This window comes from Ensifer sp. YR511, assembly GCF_900103045.1.
Classification (GTDB): Bacteria; Pseudomonadota; Alphaproteobacteria; order Rhizobiales; family Rhizobiaceae; genus Ensifer; species Ensifer adhaerens.
Genome location: NZ_FNGR01000054.1, coordinates 10,311 through 26,424 on the forward strand (window position 1 = coordinate 10,311; position 16,114 = coordinate 26,424).

Genomic DNA, 16,114 nt, shown 5'->3' on the forward strand with positions numbered 1-16,114 from the left:
CGGAAACCACGGTGAGGCATCCGATTGCAGACACAATCGCCTCGCGTCCGGTTTTCAAGACGAAAAGTTAGTCCTTCCGGAACGGACCGGGTGTTCCCGCTGATTCCGAGATTTGGTACGCGGAGAATTGCATGGCTTCTGCAGCGGAACAGCTCGCCTCGAACCTGAATTTCTCGACTTTCGCCAAGGCGGAAGATCTGAAGAAACGGCTCTGGTTCACGCTTGGTGCGCTTCTGGTTTACCGTCTTGGCACCTATATCCCGCTGCCCGGTCTTAACCCGGAAGCGTTTGCCCAGGCATTCCGCGGCCAGAGCGGCGGTATCCTCGGCCTCTTCAACATGTTTTCGGGCGGTGCAGTTGAGCGCATGGCGATCTTCGCGCTCGGCATCATGCCCTATATCTCTGCTTCGATTATCGTTCAGCTGATGACCTCTGTCGTTCCGGCACTGGAACAGCTGAAAAAGGAAGGCGAGCAGGGCCGCAAGATCATCAACCAGTACACCCGTTACGGCACGGTGCTTCTCGGCACGGCGCAGGCTTACGCCATCGCCGTCGGTCTCGAGAGCGGCAACGGCCTCGTCAACGATCCGGGTTGGTTCTTCCGTGTTTCGACCGTCATTTCTCTGCTTGGCGGCACCATGTTCCTGATGTGGCTCGGTGAACAGATCACCTCGCGCGGCATCGGCAACGGCATCTCGCTGATCATTTTCGCCGGTATCGTCGCACATCTGCCGACGGCTCTCGCTGGCACGCTCGAACTCGGCCGCACCGGCGCTCTGTCCACCCCGCTGATCCTCGCGATCATCGTCATGGTCGTCGGCGTCATCGCGCTCATCGTGTTCGTCGAACGTGCGCAGCGGCGGCTTCTGATCCAGTATCCGAAGCGCCAGGTCGGCAACCGCATGTTCCAGGGCGACACCTCGCACCTGCCGCTGAAGCTCAACACCGCGGGCGTCATCCCGGCGATCTTCGCCTCGTCGCTGCTGCTTCTGCCGGCAACGCTCGCAGGCTTTGCCAATACGGCGACGCTGCCGGGTTGGGCGACCACCGTGGTTGGCGCACTTGCGCACGGCAAGCCGCTCTACATGGTGCTTTACGGTGCGATGATCGCGTTCTTCGCCTTCTTCTACACCGCGATCGTGTTCAATCCGAAGGATACGGCTGACAATCTGAAGAAGCACGGCGGCTTCATTCCGGGCATTCGTCCGGGCGAGCGTACCGCGGAATATATCGATTATGTCCTGACGCGCATCACCGTGATCGGTGCGGCCTATCTGATCTTCGTCTGCATTCTGCCGGAAGTTCTGATCGCTCAGACCGGCGTGCCGTTCTACCTTGGTGGTACGTCGCTTTTGATTGTTGTCAGCGTCACCCTTGATACGGTAGCACAGATCCAGGGCCACCTCATCGCACAGCAATATGAGGGGCTGATCAAGAAGTCGAAGCTGCGCGGAGGAAAGAGGGGACGATGAGACTGATTTTTTTGGGACCGCCGGGCGCTGGCAAGGGGACACAGGCCAAGCTTCTGACGGAGAGATACGGCATTCCGCAGCTTTCCACAGGAGATATGCTGCGGGCGGCCGTCGCCCAGGCGACCGAGGTCGGCAAGCGTGCGAAGGCGGTCATGGATGCCGGTCAGCTGGTATCCGATGAGATCGTCAACGAAATCGTGTCGGATCGCATCGACCAGCCGGACTGCGCGAAGGGGTTCATCCTTGACGGTTACCCGCGCACGGTTCCGCAGGCGATTGCGCTCGGCAAGATGCTCGAGGGCAAGGGTCTGAAGCTCGATGCCGTAATCGAGCTCAAGGTCGACGAGGCAGCCCTTGTAAAGCGGATGGAGAATCGCGTAGCGGAAACCATCGCAGCCGGCGGAACCGTCCGTTCGGACGACAATCCGGAAGCCTTCAAGCGCCGGCTGACCGAGTACCGTGAAAAGACGGCGCCGCTCTCGGAGCACTACGCCGGAACGGGGCAGCTCAGAACGGTTGATGGCATGGCGGAAGTGAACACCGTCACCGCCGAGATCGAGAAGATTCTGGCTTAGACACTGGTCTTTGCCGAAAAGGAACTGCCGGGGAGTTGACTTTTCCGGCCGATTCCGCCAAAGACAGCGCCAACTCGCGACATGAGAGCGGTCGGCGCGGTCTTCAAAGAAAATGAAGTCCGGGTACGGTCGTTTTTGACGTGTCTCGAACCTCAATCAACGTGCGGCTCTTCGAGGTCGCGTAACGAAGCACCTATTGCCGGATGGCAACTGGAACGCAAGGAGAATAGACGTGGCACGTATCGCTGGCGTCAACATCCCGACGGCAAAGCGCGTAGTTATTGCGCTGACCTACATTCACGGGATCGGCCCGAAATTCGCACAGGAAATCATCGAGAAGGTCGGTATTCCGGCTGATCGTCGCGTGCATCAGCTGACGGACGCTGAAGTCCTGCAGATCCGCGAAACGATCGACCGCGACTACCAGGTCGAAGGTGACCTGCGTCGCGAGACCTCGATGAACATCAAGCGCCTGATGGACCTCGGCTGCTACCGCGGCCTGCGTCACCGTCGTGGCCTGCCGGTTCGCGGTCAACGCACCCACACCAACGCCCGCACCCGCAAGGGTCCGGCGAAGGCGATTGCCGGTAAGAAGAAGTAATTTCCCGAAAAGGGAGATTGGGAGGCTGGTGTCAAGCGCCGGCCTCCTTTTGCAGTTTGGAAGGGCGTTTGCCTGACCTTTGTTCGGCCGATCCGGCCGGGCGATATGTTCGCCGGACGATATCTCGTCCTGCGGGAAATGAAGATGCAGGGCAGGGGACGTCAAATCCTTTTCCCGGTGGAGCCGCTGGAATTACGGCGGTGCAGAGATCTAAGAAAGGGATCCTATGGCCAAGGAAGCCACCCGCGTTCGCCGTCGCGAACGCAAGAACATCACGTCTGGCGTCGCGCACGTCAATTCGTCGTTCAACAACACCATGATCACCATCACCGACGCACAGGGCAACGCGATTGCCTGGTCGTCTGCCGGTGCCAAGGGTTTCAAGGGTTCGCGTAAGTCGACCCCGTTTGCCGCACAGATCGCCGCTGAAGACTGCGCCAAGAAGGCTCAGGAACACGGCATGAAGTCGCTGGAAGTCGAAGTTTGCGGTCCGGGTTCCGGCCGTGAATCCGCACTTCGCGCGCTGCAGGCTGCGGGCTTCATGATCACCTCGATCCGCGATGTGACCCCGATCCCGCACAACGGCTGCCGCCCGCGCAAGAAGCGCCGCGTCTGATCATATGCATTCAACATGCCGGTGAGGGCGCAGACGCGCGCTCCCGGTCTTCGGGGCTCGGTTGCCACGATTGGATGGTGGCAACGAACGGAAGGCAGAAAACATGATCCAGAAGAATTGGCAGGAACTGATCAAGCCGAACAAGGTGGAGTTCGTCTCCTCCGGCCGCACCAAGGCAACGTTGGTTGCGGAACCGCTTGAACGCGGCTTCGGTCTGACGCTCGGCAACGCGCTTCGCCGCGTGCTGCTGTCGTCGCTGCGCGGTGCTGCTGTCACCGCAGTGCAGATCGACGGCGTCCTGCACGAGTTCTCCTCTATCCCGGGCGTCCGGGAAGATGTGACGGACATCGTGCTCAACATCAAGGAAATCGCCATCAAGATGGATGGCGACGACGCAAAGCGCATGGTCGTGCGCAAGCAGGGTCCGGGCGTTGTAACCGCCGGTGACATCCAGACGGTTGGCGATATCGAAATCCTCAACCCGAACCATGTGATCTGCACCCTCGACGAGGGCGCTGAGATCCGCATGGAGTTCACCGTCAACAACGGCAAGGGTTACGTGCCGGCTGATCGCAACCGTTCGGAAGATGCTCCGATCGGCCTGATCCCGGTCGACAGCCTGTACTCGCCGGTCAAGAAAGTGTCCTACAAGGTGGAAAACACCCGCGAAGGCCAGGTTCTTGACTATGACAAGCTGACGATGTCGATCGAGACGGACGGTTCCGTCACCGGTGAAGATGCGATCGCATTTGCGGCCCGCATCCTTCAGGACCAGCTGTCGGTGTTCGTCAACTTCGACGAGCCGCAGAAGGAAGCAGAGGAAGAGGCAGTTACCGAACTCGCCTTCAACCCGGCGCTTCTCAAGAAGGTCGACGAACTGGAACTTTCGGTCCGTTCGGCCAACTGCCTGAAGAACGACAACATCGTCTACATCGGCGACCTCATTCAGAAGACCGAAGCAGAAATGCTCCGCACGCCGAATTTTGGTCGCAAGTCGCTGAACGAAATCAAGGAAGTTCTCGCTTCCATGGGCCTGCACCTCGGCATGGAAGTGCCGTCCTGGCCGCCCGAGAACATCGAAGATCTCGCCAAGCGTTACGAAGACCAATACTAACCATTAGACTGCGGGCGAATGCCTGCAAGTGAAGGAGAATAGCCATGCGCCACGGTAAAGCCGGCCGCAAGCTGAATAGAACCGCCAGCCACCGCAAGGCGATGTTTGCCAACATGGCAGCTTCGCTGATCGAACACGAGCAGATCGTTACGACCCTGCCGAAGGCCAAGGAAATCCGCCCGATCGTCGAGAAGCTCGTCACGCTCGGCAAGCGCGGTGACCTGCACGCTCGCCGCCAGGCGATCTCGCAGATCCGCGACGCCGCTGTCGTTGCCAAGCTGTTCGACACGATCGCATCGCGCTACGCCACCCGCAACGGCGGCTACCTGCGCATCATGAAGGCTGGCTTCCGTCACGGCGACAACGCCGCGCTCGCCGTCATCGAATTCGTTGACCGCGACGTCTCGGCAAAGGGCGCGAAGGATCTCGCCCGCGTTGCTGCAGAAGCCGAAGCTGCTGAAGCAGCCTAAGCCGATCGAAGGCAGAAAATTGAAGCGGCCGGGTGTTCGTCACCCGGCCGCTTTTTCTTTTGGGGCTGTTGCTTAGCGTGCGTTTGACGGTGTGCTCGTTCTGTCACCGTTTCGTCGAAATGCGATCGAGGGTCGATGTCCTGGCGAGGCGAAGATGGCCTCAGGCGCTTCCGGCGGCGGTTCTGACCGGCGCATTGGCCGCCTGTCGCTTGCGCCGCAGATACGGCTTGCGCACCAGCCGCCAGACAAGCAGTACGGCGACGAGCCCGAGATAAAGCAGCTGTTCGGCGCCGATGACCTTCACCGACATCGAAAAATGCACGGCGCCGGCGGCGGCGATCACATAGGCCAGGCGGTGAAGCGTGTTCCACCGCGTACCAAGCCTGCGGATCGACCAGTTGTTGGAGGTGAGCGCCAGCGGGATCAGCATGACGAGTGCGGCCATGCCGATGGTGATGAAGGGGCGGCGGGCGATGTCGGCCAGTATGTTCGGAAAGTTTAGCCGCTGATCGAGCAGCATGTAGGCGAGGAAGTGCATCAGCACATAGTAGAACGCCAGCAAACCCAGGGCCCGCCGATAGCGCAGCCAGTTGATGCCGAATAGGTCGCGAATCGGCGAGATCGCCAATGTCGCGACGAGGAAACGCAGCGCCCAGAGGCCGAGCAGGTGTTCGAATTCCTTGACCGGGTTTCCGGGCAGTTGGCCCGTAGCGCCGAGATAGAATGCATAGGCGGCGGGCAGTAGGCCAAAGCCGTAGAGCCCCCAGAGCGAGGCCGAATGGTAGCGTTTCGGGAGCGAGGGCAGGCGGGCCATGATCAATAGTTCGCTCTGAGATCCATGCCGGCATAAAGTCCGGCCACCTCGTCGGCATAGCCATTGAAGGGCAGGGTATCGCGCCGGTTGGAGCCGAAGAAGCCGCCACCGCCGATGCGGTTTTCCGTTGCCTGGCTCCAGCGTGGATGATCGACCGCCGGATTGACGTTGGCAAAGAAGCCGTACTCGTTCGGCGCCGAGAGGTTCCAGGTGGACGGTGGCTGGGTTTCCGTGAGCGAAATGCGCACAATCGACTTGATCCCCTTGAAACCGTATTTCCAGGGGGTAACCAGCCGGATCGGCGCGCCGTTCTGGTTGGGAAGCGTCTTGCCGTAGACGCCGACGGACAGCAGCGTCAGCGGGTGACGGGCCTCGTCGAGCCTCAGCCCTTCGCGATAGGGCCAGGCAAGCGGCTGGAAGAAACCGGATTGTCCCGGCATTTCCGACGGGCGCACCACGGTTTCGAACGAGACATATTTCGCGCTGCCAAGCGGCTCTACCTTGTCGAGCAGGGCCGAGAGCTGAAACCCGGTCCAGGGGATCACCATCGACCAGGCCTCGACACAGCGCATGCGGTAGACGCGTTCCTCGATCGGGAGCGCGAGCAGTTCCTCGAGCCCGAATTCCTTCGGCTTGCCGACGAGGCCATCGACTTTCACCGTCCAGGGCGTTGCCTTGAAGCTGTTCGAATTGGCAGCCGGGTCGCCCTTGCCGGTCCCGAACTCATAGAAATTGTTGTAGCTGGTGACGTCGGCCTCCGGCGTCAGGTCTTCGTCGACAGTATATTTGCTCTTGGGCGCGCCGAGTGCGGCCGCCAGCCCCGTGCCGCTGCCCGCAAGCAGCATGCCGCCGCCAGCAGCAGCCCCGAGGAAGGTGCGGCGGTTGAAAAAGAGGGCCTCCGGGGTGATCTCGGAGGAAACGATTTGCGGCGGGCGGTAAGATGGCATGGTCTTTTCCGAAGTGATTTATGAGCCTTGTCTTCTATGAACTCACCAGACTTTCGATCACCGTGAAAGGGGTTGCGAACCACGTTTTCGTGCGTAGCGCGTGAAGCTGGCAACTTTGCATATCCTGCGCCAACATTTGCCTTTTTTCCCGCGAAATCCTATCTGAACGTAGCCGCGACGAATAGGAGAATGCTTTACATGATCGTAGGTCGAAGAGCGCTTGTTTCGCTCGTCATCGCTGTTTCTCTCGCCTGTCCGGCATTGGCCCAGGAGGCCAAGAGCGTTCCGCAGTCGCGGACCGAAATGCAGCTTTCCTTTGCGCCTCTCGTCAAGCAGACGGCAAATGCCGTCGTCAACGTCTATGCCGAGCGGGTGGTCGAGCGTCGGTCGATTTTCTCCGGCGATCCCTTCTTCGAGGAGTTCTTCGGCCAGCGCATGCCGAACCGCTCGGAGAAGCAGTCTTCGCTCGGTTCCGGGGTGATCGTCGGCAAGAACGGCATCGTCGTGACCAATAACCACGTCATCGAGGGCGCCGACGATATCAAGGTGGCGCTGGCCGATGGCCGCGAGTTTCCCTGCAAGATCGTGCTCAAGGACGACCGGCTCGACCTCGCTGTTTTGAAGATCCAGTCGGACGGTCCCTTCGACATCGTGCCGCTTGGTGATTCCGATGCGGTCGAGGTCGGCGACCTCGTGCTTGCGATCGGCAACCCCTTCGGCGTCGGCCAGACGGTGACGAGCGGCATCGTCTCGGCGCTCGCGCGCAATCAGGTCTCCTCGGGCGATTTCGGCTTCTTCATCCAGACGGATGCGGCGATCAACCCGGGTAATTCCGGCGGTGGCCTTATCGACATGAACGGCCAGCTCATTGGCATCAACACGGCCATCTTCTCCAAGGGCGGCGGTTCTAACGGCGTTGGCTTTGCCATCCCCGCCAATCTGGTGAAGGTTTTCGTTGCGTCGGCCGAAGGCGGCAACGGCGCTTTCGTGCGTCCTTTCATCGGCGCCAGCTTCGAGCCGGTCACTTCGGAAGTGGCCGAAGCCCTTGGCCTCAGCCGCGCCCGTGGTGCGCTGGTGACCGCCGTCGTGGCCGGTGGCCCGGCCGAACAGGCCGGTATCAAGCCCGGCCAGGTGATCACCGCCGTCAACGGCATCGAGGTCGAACATCCCGACGCACTCGGTTATCGCCTGACGACGGTCGGCATCGGTCATGAGGCGCGCGTCTCCGTATCGGAAAACGGCAAGCCGCGGGAAGTGACGATCAAGCTCGACCGGGCTCCAGAAACGTCGCCACGGGATGAGCGGCTGATTGAAGGTCGTAACCCCTTCGCCGGTGCAGTCGTCGCCAACCTGTCGCCGCGCCTTGCCGACGAGCTGCGCATGTCGACCTCGCTGCAGGGCGTCGTCGTCATGCAGGTCAATCGCGGTTCGCCCGCCGCCCGCATCGGCCTCGAGCCGAAGGACATCGTGCGGTCGGTCAACGGCACGGCGATCGACACGTCGAAGACGCTGGAACAGGTAATGGCCGACGATGCCTCCTTCTGGCGCGTCGAGATCGAGCGCGACGGCCAGCTCATCCGTCAGTTCTTCCGATGAGCGACCTGTTCACCGCCCACGAGCCACCGGAAATGGCGTCGGCAAGACCGCTTGCCGACCGGCTTCGCCCGCGAACGCTTGCCGAAGTCACCGGTCAGGATCACCTGACCGGTGAGGACGGCGTGCTGTCGCGCATGATTGCTTCCGGTTCGCTCGGGTCGATGATCTTCTGGGGGCCGCCCGGAACCGGCAAGACGACCGTGGCGCGGCTGCTTTCGGGGGAGGCGGGTCTCGCCTTCGAGCAGATCTCGGCGATCTTCTCCGGCGTCGCTGATCTCAAGAAGGTGTTCGAGGCGGCGCGGGCAAGGCGCATGTCCGGCCGTCAGACGCTGCTCTTCGTCGACGAGATTCATCGCTTCAACCGGGCACAGCAGGACAGCTTCCTGCCGGTGATGGAAGACGGCACCGTGATCCTTGTCGGCGCGACGACGGAAAACCCATCCTTCGAACTCAACGCCGCTCTCTTGTCCCGAGCTCGGGTGCTGACCTTCAAGCCGCACGGCGAAGACAGTATCGAGGAACTGCTGTCGCGCGCCGAAGAGTCCGAGGCCAAGAAACTGCCGCTCGATGCGGATGCGCGCGCCAGCCTCATCCGCATGGCCGACGGCGACGGTCGCGCTGCGCTGACACTGGCGGAAGAAGTCTGGCGCGCCGCGCGCCGCGACGAGATCTTCGATGCGGCAGCACTCCAGAACATCGTACAGCGCCGGGCGCCCGTCTATGACAAGGGCCAGGACGGCCACTACAATCTGATCTCGGCCCTGCACAAGTCGGTGCGTGGCTCTGATCCGGATGCCGCACTCTACTATCTCTGCCGCATGTTCGATGCCGGCGAGGATCCGCTTTATCTCGGGCGGCGCCTGGTGCGCATGGCGGTCGAGGACATCGGCCTTGCCGACCCGCAGGCCCTGGTGATCTGCAACGCCGCCAAGGACGCCTATGACTATCTCGGCTCGCCCGAGGGCGAACTGGCGCTTGCCGAAGCCTGCGTCTATCTCGCGACCGCGCCGAAATCGAACGGCGTCTATACCGCCTACAAGGCAGCGATGCGGGCGGCGAAGGAAAACGGCTCGCTGCTGCCGCCGAAACATATCCTCAACGCCCCGACGAAACTGATGAAGGGTGAGGGCTACGGCGACGGCTACCGCTACGACCATGACGAGCCGGATGCTTTTTCCGGTCAGGACTATTTCCCCGAGAAGATGGGGCGCAGAACCTTCTATGATCCGCCGGAGCGCGGTTTCGAGCGCGAGATCCGCAAGCGGCTGGAATGGTGGGCGAAACTCCGTCGGGAGCGCAACGCACCGTAGGGGCAGACTTACAGACCCTCAGCGCCTCGCACGTTTCCATGGTTTCAACGACAGCGTGAAATGGTTTAGCTTTGCCGCGGACGCAGGGCTGATTTGCCCTTGACCGCCTTGCCGGCGAAACTGGAGTGTGAGATAGAACCCGCGTTGCAGACGGCTGCACGGTTCGCAAAGGCGATACCGAACATCCGCGGGGACGGCCTCGCTCCAAACTTTGGGAGTTTGACATGGCCTGGTTCCTTCTTCTGCTTGCCGGTATTCTTGAAATCGGCTGGGCAATTGGTCTCAAATACACGGATGGTTTTACGCGGGTGACACCGACGATCCTGACCGTCGGTTCGATGATCCTCAGCATCGCGTTGCTCGGTCTCGCCGTGCGGACCCTGCCGCTCGGTACGGCTTACGCTGTTTGGACCGGCATCGGCACCGTCGGCACCGTGATCCTCGGCATTTTCCTCTTCGCAGAGCCGGCAACCTTCGTTCGCCTTGGCTGCATCGCGCTCATCGTCAGCGGTATCGCCGGCCTGAAGCTGGCCGCTTAACGCTGCGGCTATTGGCTTCCGTTACGTTAGCGCGAACAGAGCCGCTCTGACGCCGACATATTGAACAAAAAAGAAAGCGGGCTGCGCGTCGGAAGACACGCAGCCCGCTTCGCATTCCGTGGTATCCGGTGTCGTCAGCGCAGGGCGTCAAGAACCGTGGCGACCGCCTGCATTTCCTGCCAGCGGTTCTCGCGGCGGCGGAAGGCCTCCTCGTCGGTTCCCCAATGTTCGATCTGCCAGTCCTCGTCGACATGGGCGGCCGTCCAGGCTTCTTCGGCGGATATCCGGCCGGAAGCGAAGGCGAGCGCCAGCAACGCAGAGCCGGTCAGGCTCGTCACCGTGTGGACGCAGGTGAGGCCGAGCGGGGTTGCGAAGGCGCGCAGGCCTTCGGCATAGGCGGAAAGTGCTTCCTCCGGCTGCTCCTGGTGGATCACGCCTTCGGCGAGGATGAAACGGGCGCCGAGTGCCTGCTGGGCCCACTCGATCACCGGGTTCCAGATTTCGTTCTGGCGGGCGACGAGGCCTTCCGGGCTATCGGCGCGATAGCAGAGCATGTCCGTTCCGGCGAAACGCAGGATATCGTCGAAGACCGAGCGCTGGTCCTTGGCGACGCCGTCAAGTGCGGTATTGACGATACGCGTGATCGGCATCTTGCCGGGATCGATGACCTCTGCCTGCGCATCCCATTCGGCGGCGAGCATGTCGGCGAGCTTGCGCGTCGGCACGGCAAGCGGCTGCTTGGCCGGCGTGCGCACGGTGCGGCCGTCGAGCAGCACCGCGTGCGTATCGCCATCGGCCGCGGCCACGCTGACGTCCTTGTAGAAGCGCTTCGGCAGCGGCTTCAGCATCTGGATTTGCGCGCGGCGGACCGGATCCTCGTGGCTCATCGCACCGCTGAGTTCGTCGCGAATATCAGACATGATTGTGTTCCATCCATTCAATGATGTCGGCCGGCGTCCGGGCAACGAAATCCGCGCCCGCCTCGATGAGGTCGGGAACGGAAGCATAGCCCCAGGCAACGCCAATGGCGGATGCTCCAGCGGCTTTGGCCATCTGCATGTCGTAGATCGCGTCGCCGATGACGACCGTATCCTTCGCATCTATGCCGGCTTCAAAGCAGCATTCCGTCACCATGGCCGGATGCGGCTTGGAGGGACAGTCGTCGGCGGTGCGGGACACGAAGAAGATCCGGTCGAAGCCGTGAGTCTCGGAAATATGCGTCAGGCCGCGACGCGACTTGCCGGTTACGGCGCCGATCAACAGTGCGTCGCGTGACGACAGCGTCTGCATCATGTCGGCGATACCCGGAAACAGAAGCTCCTGGAAGCCTGCCTCTGCGCGAACGCCGGCGAAGATCGACTTGTAGTGCGCCGTCATCGCCAGCGCCTGATCGTCGACATGTTCGCGGCCGAGCAGGCGCGCGATGGCAATGTCGAGGGTCAAGCCGATAATGCTCTTGGTTGCCGAGAGGGGCGGGCGCTCGAGATCGAAGGCATCGAAGGTGCGCGCCATCACTTCATGGATCAGGCCTCCGCTATCGACCAGCGTACCGTCACAATCAAAAAGCGCCAGTTTCATCAGTCGTCCTCGCCAGGCTCGTTCTCTTCGAAGCCCAGCAGATTCCAGCTCTGGACCATGTGCGGTGGCAGCGGCGCGGTCACGCGCAGGCGACCACCGTCCGGGTGAGGAATATCGATATGGCGCGCGTGCAGATGCAGACGGTTCTGCATGCCGCCGGGCAGGCTCCAGTTGATATCGGCGTCGAAATATTTGGGGTCGCCGAGGATCGGGTGTCCAATGTGCAGTGCATGGACGCGAAGCTGATGGGTGCGGCCGGTATAGGGCTCCATCTCCAGCCAGGCGAGGTTCTGTGCGGCCTGTTCGCGAATACGGTAGTAGGAGATGGCGTGGTCGGCACCGTCTTCGCCGTGTTTGGCGATGCGCATACGGTCGCCATCCGGCGTCTGCTCCTTGACGAGCCAGGTGGAGATGCGGTCTTCGCGCTTGCGCGGCACGCCCTTGACCAGCGCCCAGTAGGTCTTTTTGGTGTCGCGCTCGCGGAAGGCGGCGGTCAGCTTCTGCGCTGCACCCCGGGTGCGGGCGATCACCAACACGCCTGACGTGTCGCGGTCGAGCCGGTGGACGAGACGCGGCTTTTCGCCCTTCTGGTTGGTCCAGGCTTCAAGCATCTTGTCGATATGTCGGTTGACGCCCGAGCCGCCCTGAACGGCAAGGCCGGCAGGCTTGTTGAGCACGATAACCTTGGCGTCCTCGTGCAGCACCATGCGCGACAGCAGTTCGCCGTCAGGTGAGTTCCTGAGGTCGCGTCCGGCGATCGGCCCGGTCTTGGTTTCCTTGGGATCCACTCCGAGCGGCGGAATGCGGATCGTCTGGCCGGGCTGGATCCGCGTGTCGGATTTGGCGCGGGCACCGTCGACGCGGATCTGGCCGGAGCGCAAAAGCTTCTGCAGCGGGCCGAAGCCCAGTCCCGGAAAGTGCACCTTGAACCAGCGATCCAGGCGCATGCCCGCCTCGTCACCGTCCACTTGCCTGTGTTCTATGCCTGCCATTTGAGCGAACCTGCCTTCTGTTTGGTCGCAGCGTCGCGCGTCGGTCCGAAGCCCCTGCGTTGGGATGACGCAAAGAGGAAGCTTCAGGCGCGCAAAGGCTGCCGCAATATTTTCGTTGCTGCATGACAATGCCCTCGAAGCGACAACGGTTGAAGGACAATGCAGCAATGCGCCGCGTGTCCCCTGGATACGCAGCGCCTGTAAGACGAGCCTTTAGACTATTGCGCGCATCAGAGCCAGCCCGCTGAAGACCGCGAGGATCGAAAGCGCGACACTGGCGATGACATAGACGGCCGATAGCATGACATCGCCGCGCTCGAAGAGCGTGATTGCGTCCAGCGAGAAGGCGGAAAAGGTGGTGTAACCGCCGAGAATGCCGGTGATGAGGAAGACACGCATGTCCGGCGAGGCGCCGAACTTGCGCATGATCACTTCGGCGAGCACGCCGATCAGGAACGACCCCGTTATGTTGACGCCAAACGTGCCCCAGGGAAAGCCGGACCCGAAGCGGTGAACGGCCCAGAGACCGACGAGATAACGCAGCATCGAGCCGATCGCACCGCCGGTGCCAACAAGGAGAAGGTGGGTCATCAGTCGCTCCGGGTAGGTTGACGGCGCAATTCCGCGAAAGCGGCTTTCATACGGAATTGCGCCATTCGGTGGCTAGATCAGCCGCTCGGCATGCCAGCGCAGATGATCGTCCATGAAAGTCGAGATGAAGTAGTAGGAATGGTCGTAGCGTTCATGCATGCGCAGCGTCAAATCGATGCCGGTGCCCTTGACCGCTTCCTCGAACAGCCAGGGACGCAGGCCGTTTTCAAGGAAGCTGTCGGCCTTGCCCTGATCGATCAGGAACTCGGGGAAGCGCGCACCATCCTTGACGAGCGCGCAGGCATCATATTGGCGCCATGCGGCGCGGTCCGCGCCCAGATATTTCTCGAAGGCGCCGATCGACCAGTCGGCGGTCGAAGGCTCGACGATCGGGGCGAAGGCCGAGCAGCTCTTGAAGCGGCCCGGGTTCTTGAGCGCGATGGTCATGGCGCCGTGACCGCCCATCGAATGGCCGAAGATGCCCTGGCGGCTCATGTCCATGCGGAAGTGCTGGCTGACGAAGGCGGGCAGCTCCTCGGTGATGTAGCTATACATCTGGTAGTGCTCGGCCCAGGGCGTTTCGGTGGCATCGAGATAGAAGCTTGCGCCCTTGCCCATCTGCCAGTTCGTCAGTTCGTCGGGAACATCAGTGCCGCGCGGACTCGTATCCGGGCAGACGACGATCAAGCCGAGCTCGGCGGCCATGCGCCGGTACTCGCCTTTCTCCATGACGTTCGCATGTGTGCAGGTGAGGCCGGAGAGATACCAGAGCACCGGCCGCGGCTCGTTGATTGCCTGTGGCGGTACGAAGACGGCGAAGGTCATCTCGCCCTTGCAGGCCCTGGAATCGTGCGAAAAGACGCCCTGCATGCCGCCGAAGGCGGTGTTTTGCGAAAGGACTTTCATGGGATGCTCCTTGGATAAAGATGCTCAGCCGGCAAGCTGCACGGCCGCATTGACGGCGGCGGCGACGAGCACGGTGTTGAAGAAAAACGATACGATGGCGTGTATCAGGTTGATGCGCCGCATGGCCGTCTTGGTGATGGCGACATCGGAGGTTTGCGCCGTCATGCCGATGACGAAGGAAAAATAGAGGAAGTCAAAGCCGCCGGGCTCGGGCGTTTCGGGAAAATCGAGTCCGCGTGCCGGTTCGGTGGTCGGACCATCGGGCGCTGGGACCCAATAGACATGGGCATAGTGCATGGCCGCCATCATGTGGATCGTTGCCCAGCCGAGCACGACGGAGGCAAAGGCGAGGCCGAGCGCCAGCGCCGAGCCGGACTTCTCGCCGTTGAGCGCGAAAAACAAGGATACGAGCGAACTTGCGGCTGCCCCGAACGTCACGAGCAGGATCACGACCTCGGGCTCGTCGGTGTTCCTGGCATGGGTCTTCAGATGCCGGCCAGTCATCATCCGCAAGCGCCGCCAGCATAGGACGAGATAGACGCAGAAGAAGGTGATCGCTGCCCCTTCAAGGGCGAAACGCTGCGCCACGAACCAGAGGACAGGCACGCTTGCGAGCGCGCACAGAATGGCAGTGTAAAACGGCCAGTGCCTGAGCTTAGTCGTCGCTGCCATGCTAGTGCCCCTGCGATTGCGGGCCCCATGGTCCCGCCCGTTGTGCGATCATTTTCTCGACTGACGCGCGAGTCGGTCAAGGGTTTCGAGGAAGGCGGATCGATCGCGCGGTGTGAAGGCGGCGTTGTAGCCCTTGCTCTCGCCGGTCTCGCGCAGGTGCTGTCCGAGATCGCGCATCGCAGACGCCATGCCGATATTGCCCTTGTCGAAGATCCGGCCGGAGGGGCCGGTGACAAGTGCGCCGGCGGCAACGCAGCGAACGGCAAGCGGCACGTCGGCGGTAACGACGATATCGCCCTCGTGCGCCCGTTCGGCGATCCAGTTGTCGGCCGCGTCGAAGCCTGCCGAGACGATGACATTGTGCACCATCGGGTCGCGCGAAGGGCGCAGGCCCGAATTGGCGACCAAGGTCACCTCGATCCCGTGGCGCTCGGCCACTCTCAGGATTTCGGCTTTCACCGGGCAGGCGTCTGCGTCGACATAGATCATTTTGAATCAACTTCTCAACGGGACTGAAAAAGGCGCCGGAAATCAATCGTCTCCGGCGCCTCCTTGAATCAAAATAGCAGCTTAGTAGAGAACGACCGAGCGGATGCTCTCGCCAGAATGCATCAGTTCGAAGCCCTTGTTGATGTCTTCGAGCGGCATCGTGTGGGTGATCATCGGGTCGATCTCGATCTTGCCCTCCATGTACCAGTCGACGATCTTCGGCACGTCGGTGCGGCCGCGCGCACCGCCAAAGGCGGTACCCATCCAGGTGCGACCGGTGACGAGCTGGAACGGCCGCGTGGAGATCTCCTGGCCGGCGCCGGCAACGCCGATGACGACCGACTTGCCCCAGCCGCGATGCGAAGCCTCGAGCGCCTGGCGCATCACCTTGGTGTTGCCGGTGCAGTCGAAGGTGTAGTCGGCGCCGCCGATCTGGTCGGCTCCGCGCTTGGTCATGTTGACGAGGTAAGGCACGATGTCGTCGCCGACCTCCTTCGGGTTGACGAAGTGGGTCATGCCGAAGCGTTCGCCCCAGGCCTTCTTGTCGTTGTTGAGGTCGACACCGATGATCATGTCGGCACCGGCAAGGCGCAGGCCCTGAATGACGTTGAGGCCGATGCCGCCGAGACCGAAGACGATCGCAGTCGCACCCATTTCCACCTGTGCCGTGTTGATGACGGCGCCGATGCCGGTCGTCACGCCGCAGCCGATGTAGCAGATCTTGTCGAAGGGGGCGTCCGGGTTGACCTTGGCAACCGCGATCTCCGGCAGCACCGTGTAGTTGGCGAAGGTCGAGCAGCCCATGTAGTGGTGGATCTTGTCCTTGCCGATC

19 protein-coding genes are annotated in these 16,114 nt (G+C 61.9%); 9 read left to right on the forward strand and 10 right to left on the reverse strand.

What is annotated here, in order from left to right; translation table 11 throughout:
* Positions 1 to 131: 131 nt before the first annotated feature.
* The 6 genes from secY (at position 132) to rplQ (ending at position 4,848) form a co-directional block, all read left to right on the forward strand.
* A complete protein-coding gene (gene secY, locus BLU15_RS36980) occupies positions 132 to 1,472 on the forward strand; it encodes a preprotein translocase subunit SecY (protein ID WP_034795578.1) in 1,341 nt (446 codons plus the stop codon).
* The gene (locus BLU15_RS36985; protein ID WP_034795582.1) at positions 1,469 to 2,047 is read left to right on the forward strand and encodes an adenylate kinase; all 579 of its coding nucleotides are present in this window, start codon (positions 1,469 to 1,471) and stop codon (positions 2,045 to 2,047) included. The genes secY and BLU15_RS36985 overlap by 4 nt, the downstream gene beginning before the upstream one ends.
* A 232-nt stretch (positions 2,048 to 2,279) precedes the next feature.
* Positions 2,280 to 2,648 carry a 30S ribosomal protein S13 gene (rpsM, locus tag BLU15_RS36990; RefSeq protein ID WP_034795586.1) on the forward strand — a complete coding sequence of 123 codons (369 nt, stop codon included), beginning with the start codon at positions 2,280 to 2,282 and terminating at the stop codon, positions 2,646 to 2,648.
* 226 nt (positions 2,649 to 2,874) lie between these two features.
* Complete coding sequence (gene rpsK / locus BLU15_RS36995) at positions 2,875 to 3,264, forward strand: 30S ribosomal protein S11 (protein ID WP_003536496.1); 390 nt, start codon at positions 2,875 to 2,877, stop codon at positions 3,262 to 3,264.
* 103 nt (positions 3,265 to 3,367) lie between these two features.
* Entirely contained in the window at positions 3,368 to 4,378 is a 1,011-nt protein-coding gene (locus BLU15_RS37000) for a DNA-directed RNA polymerase subunit alpha (RefSeq protein WP_034795592.1), read from the forward strand.
* Between the two features lie 44 nt (positions 4,379 to 4,422).
* On the forward strand, positions 4,423 to 4,848 hold the full coding sequence (gene rplQ, locus BLU15_RS37005) for a 50S ribosomal protein L17 (protein WP_034795595.1): 426 nt from the start codon (positions 4,423 to 4,425) through the stop codon (positions 4,846 to 4,848).
* Between the two features lie 160 nt (positions 4,849 to 5,008).
* Here the strand turns inward: rplQ and msrQ are convergent, their stop codons facing one another.
* Entirely contained in the window at positions 5,009 to 5,662 is a 654-nt protein-coding gene (gene msrQ / locus BLU15_RS37010) for a protein-methionine-sulfoxide reductase heme-binding subunit MsrQ (RefSeq protein WP_090302248.1), read from the reverse strand.
* Between the two features lie 2 nt (positions 5,663 to 5,664).
* Positions 5,665 to 6,609 (reverse strand): protein-methionine-sulfoxide reductase catalytic subunit MsrP, encoded by a 945-nt coding sequence (gene msrP / locus BLU15_RS37015; RefSeq protein ID WP_090302250.1) that lies wholly within the window; start codon positions 6,607 to 6,609, stop codon positions 5,665 to 5,667.
* Between the two features lie 198 nt (positions 6,610 to 6,807).
* Between msrP and BLU15_RS37020 the strand changes: the two genes are divergently transcribed.
* The 3 genes from BLU15_RS37020 (at position 6,808) to sugE (ending at position 10,054) form a co-directional block, all read left to right on the forward strand.
* Entirely contained in the window at positions 6,808 to 8,205 is a 1,398-nt protein-coding gene (locus tag BLU15_RS37020; protein WP_060610178.1) for a DegQ family serine endoprotease, read from the forward strand.
* The gene (locus BLU15_RS37025) at positions 8,202 to 9,515 is read left to right on the forward strand and encodes a replication-associated recombination protein A (protein ID WP_060610175.1); all 1,314 of its coding nucleotides are present in this window, start codon (positions 8,202 to 8,204) and stop codon (positions 9,513 to 9,515) included. The genes BLU15_RS37020 and BLU15_RS37025 overlap by 4 nt, the downstream gene beginning before the upstream one ends.
* A gap of 224 nt (positions 9,516 to 9,739) precedes the next feature.
* A complete protein-coding gene (gene sugE / locus BLU15_RS37030) occupies positions 9,740 to 10,054 on the forward strand; it encodes a quaternary ammonium compound efflux SMR transporter SugE (RefSeq protein ID WP_034795623.1) in 315 nt (104 codons plus the stop codon).
* A 134-nt stretch (positions 10,055 to 10,188) separates the two neighbouring features.
* Here the strand turns inward: sugE and BLU15_RS37035 are convergent, their stop codons facing one another.
* The 8 genes from BLU15_RS37035 to BLU15_RS37070 all read right to left on the reverse strand — a co-directional run.
* Positions 10,189 to 10,974, reverse strand: coding sequence for an ATP12 family chaperone protein (locus tag BLU15_RS37035; protein WP_034795626.1), 786 nt, complete (start codon positions 10,972 to 10,974; stop codon positions 10,189 to 10,191).
* Positions 10,967 to 11,632 (reverse strand): HAD-IA family hydrolase, encoded by a 666-nt coding sequence (locus BLU15_RS37040; protein WP_090302252.1) that lies wholly within the window; start codon positions 11,630 to 11,632, stop codon positions 10,967 to 10,969. The genes BLU15_RS37035 and BLU15_RS37040 overlap by 8 nt, the downstream gene beginning before the upstream one ends.
* Positions 11,632 to 12,624 carry an RluA family pseudouridine synthase gene (locus BLU15_RS37045; RefSeq protein WP_034795631.1) on the reverse strand — a complete coding sequence of 331 codons (993 nt, stop codon included), beginning with the start codon at positions 12,622 to 12,624 and terminating at the stop codon, positions 11,632 to 11,634. Before BLU15_RS37045 ends, BLU15_RS37040 begins: the two co-directional genes overlap by 1 nt.
* Before the next feature lie 213 nt (positions 12,625 to 12,837).
* A complete protein-coding gene (gene crcB, locus BLU15_RS37050) occupies positions 12,838 to 13,215 on the reverse strand; it encodes a fluoride efflux transporter CrcB (RefSeq protein ID WP_060585477.1) in 378 nt (125 codons plus the stop codon).
* 72 nt (positions 13,216 to 13,287) lie between these two features.
* Positions 13,288 to 14,121, reverse strand: coding sequence for an S-formylglutathione hydrolase (gene fghA, locus BLU15_RS37055; RefSeq protein ID WP_090302254.1), 834 nt, complete (start codon positions 14,119 to 14,121; stop codon positions 13,288 to 13,290).
* A gap of 24 nt (positions 14,122 to 14,145) precedes the next feature.
* On the reverse strand, positions 14,146 to 14,793 hold the full coding sequence (locus BLU15_RS37060) for a DUF1345 domain-containing protein (protein WP_034795640.1): 648 nt from the start codon (positions 14,791 to 14,793) through the stop codon (positions 14,146 to 14,148).
* Between the two features lie 48 nt (positions 14,794 to 14,841).
* Positions 14,842 to 15,282 (reverse strand): YaiI/YqxD family protein, encoded by a 441-nt coding sequence (locus BLU15_RS37065; RefSeq protein WP_090302256.1) that lies wholly within the window; start codon positions 15,280 to 15,282, stop codon positions 14,842 to 14,844.
* A gap of 81 nt (positions 15,283 to 15,363) precedes the next feature.
* The coding region (locus BLU15_RS37070) for a zinc-binding dehydrogenase (RefSeq protein WP_090302259.1) at positions 15,364 to 16,114 on the reverse strand (751 nt) is incomplete at its 5' end.

Coding starts and splice junctions, on each gene's coding strand:
- BLU15_RS36985 (WP_034795582.1), top strand. CDS start 1,469: ATGAGACTGATTTTTTTGGGACCGCCGGGCGCTGGCAAGGGGACACAG.
- rpsK (WP_003536496.1), top strand. CDS start 2,875: ATGGCCAAGGAAGCCACCCGCGTTCGCCGTCGCGAACGCAAGAACATC.
- msrP (WP_090302250.1), bottom strand. CDS start 6,609: ATGCCATCTTACCGCCCGCCGCAAATCGTTTCCTCCGAGATCACCCCG.
- BLU15_RS37045 (WP_034795631.1), bottom strand. CDS start 12,624: ATGGCAGGCATAGAACACAGGCAAGTGGACGGTGACGAGGCGGGCATG.
- msrQ (WP_090302248.1), bottom strand. CDS start 5,662: ATGGCCCGCCTGCCCTCGCTCCCGAAACGCTACCATTCGGCCTCGCTC.
- crcB (WP_060585477.1), bottom strand. CDS start 13,215: ATGACCCACCTTCTCCTTGTTGGCACCGGCGGTGCGATCGGCTCGATG.
- BLU15_RS37040 (WP_090302252.1), bottom strand. CDS start 11,632: ATGAAACTGGCGCTTTTTGATTGTGACGGTACGCTGGTCGATAGCGGA.
- BLU15_RS37065 (WP_090302256.1), bottom strand. CDS start 15,282: ATGATCTATGTCGACGCAGACGCCTGCCCGGTGAAAGCCGAAATCCTG.
- BLU15_RS37025 (WP_060610175.1), top strand. CDS start 8,202: ATGAGCGACCTGTTCACCGCCCACGAGCCACCGGAAATGGCGTCGGCA.
- secY (WP_034795578.1), top strand. CDS start 132: ATGGCTTCTGCAGCGGAACAGCTCGCCTCGAACCTGAATTTCTCGACT.
- BLU15_RS37060 (WP_034795640.1), bottom strand. CDS start 14,793: ATGGCAGCGACGACTAAGCTCAGGCACTGGCCGTTTTACACTGCCATT.
- BLU15_RS37020 (WP_060610178.1), top strand. CDS start 6,808: ATGATCGTAGGTCGAAGAGCGCTTGTTTCGCTCGTCATCGCTGTTTCT.
- BLU15_RS37035 (WP_034795626.1), bottom strand. CDS start 10,974: ATGTCTGATATTCGCGACGAACTCAGCGGTGCGATGAGCCACGAGGAT.
- fghA (WP_090302254.1), bottom strand. CDS start 14,121: ATGAAAGTCCTTTCGCAAAACACCGCCTTCGGCGGCATGCAGGGCGTC.
- rplQ (WP_034795595.1), top strand. CDS start 4,423: ATGCGCCACGGTAAAGCCGGCCGCAAGCTGAATAGAACCGCCAGCCAC.
- BLU15_RS37000 (WP_034795592.1), top strand. CDS start 3,368: ATGATCCAGAAGAATTGGCAGGAACTGATCAAGCCGAACAAGGTGGAG.
- sugE (WP_034795623.1), top strand. CDS start 9,740: ATGGCCTGGTTCCTTCTTCTGCTTGCCGGTATTCTTGAAATCGGCTGG.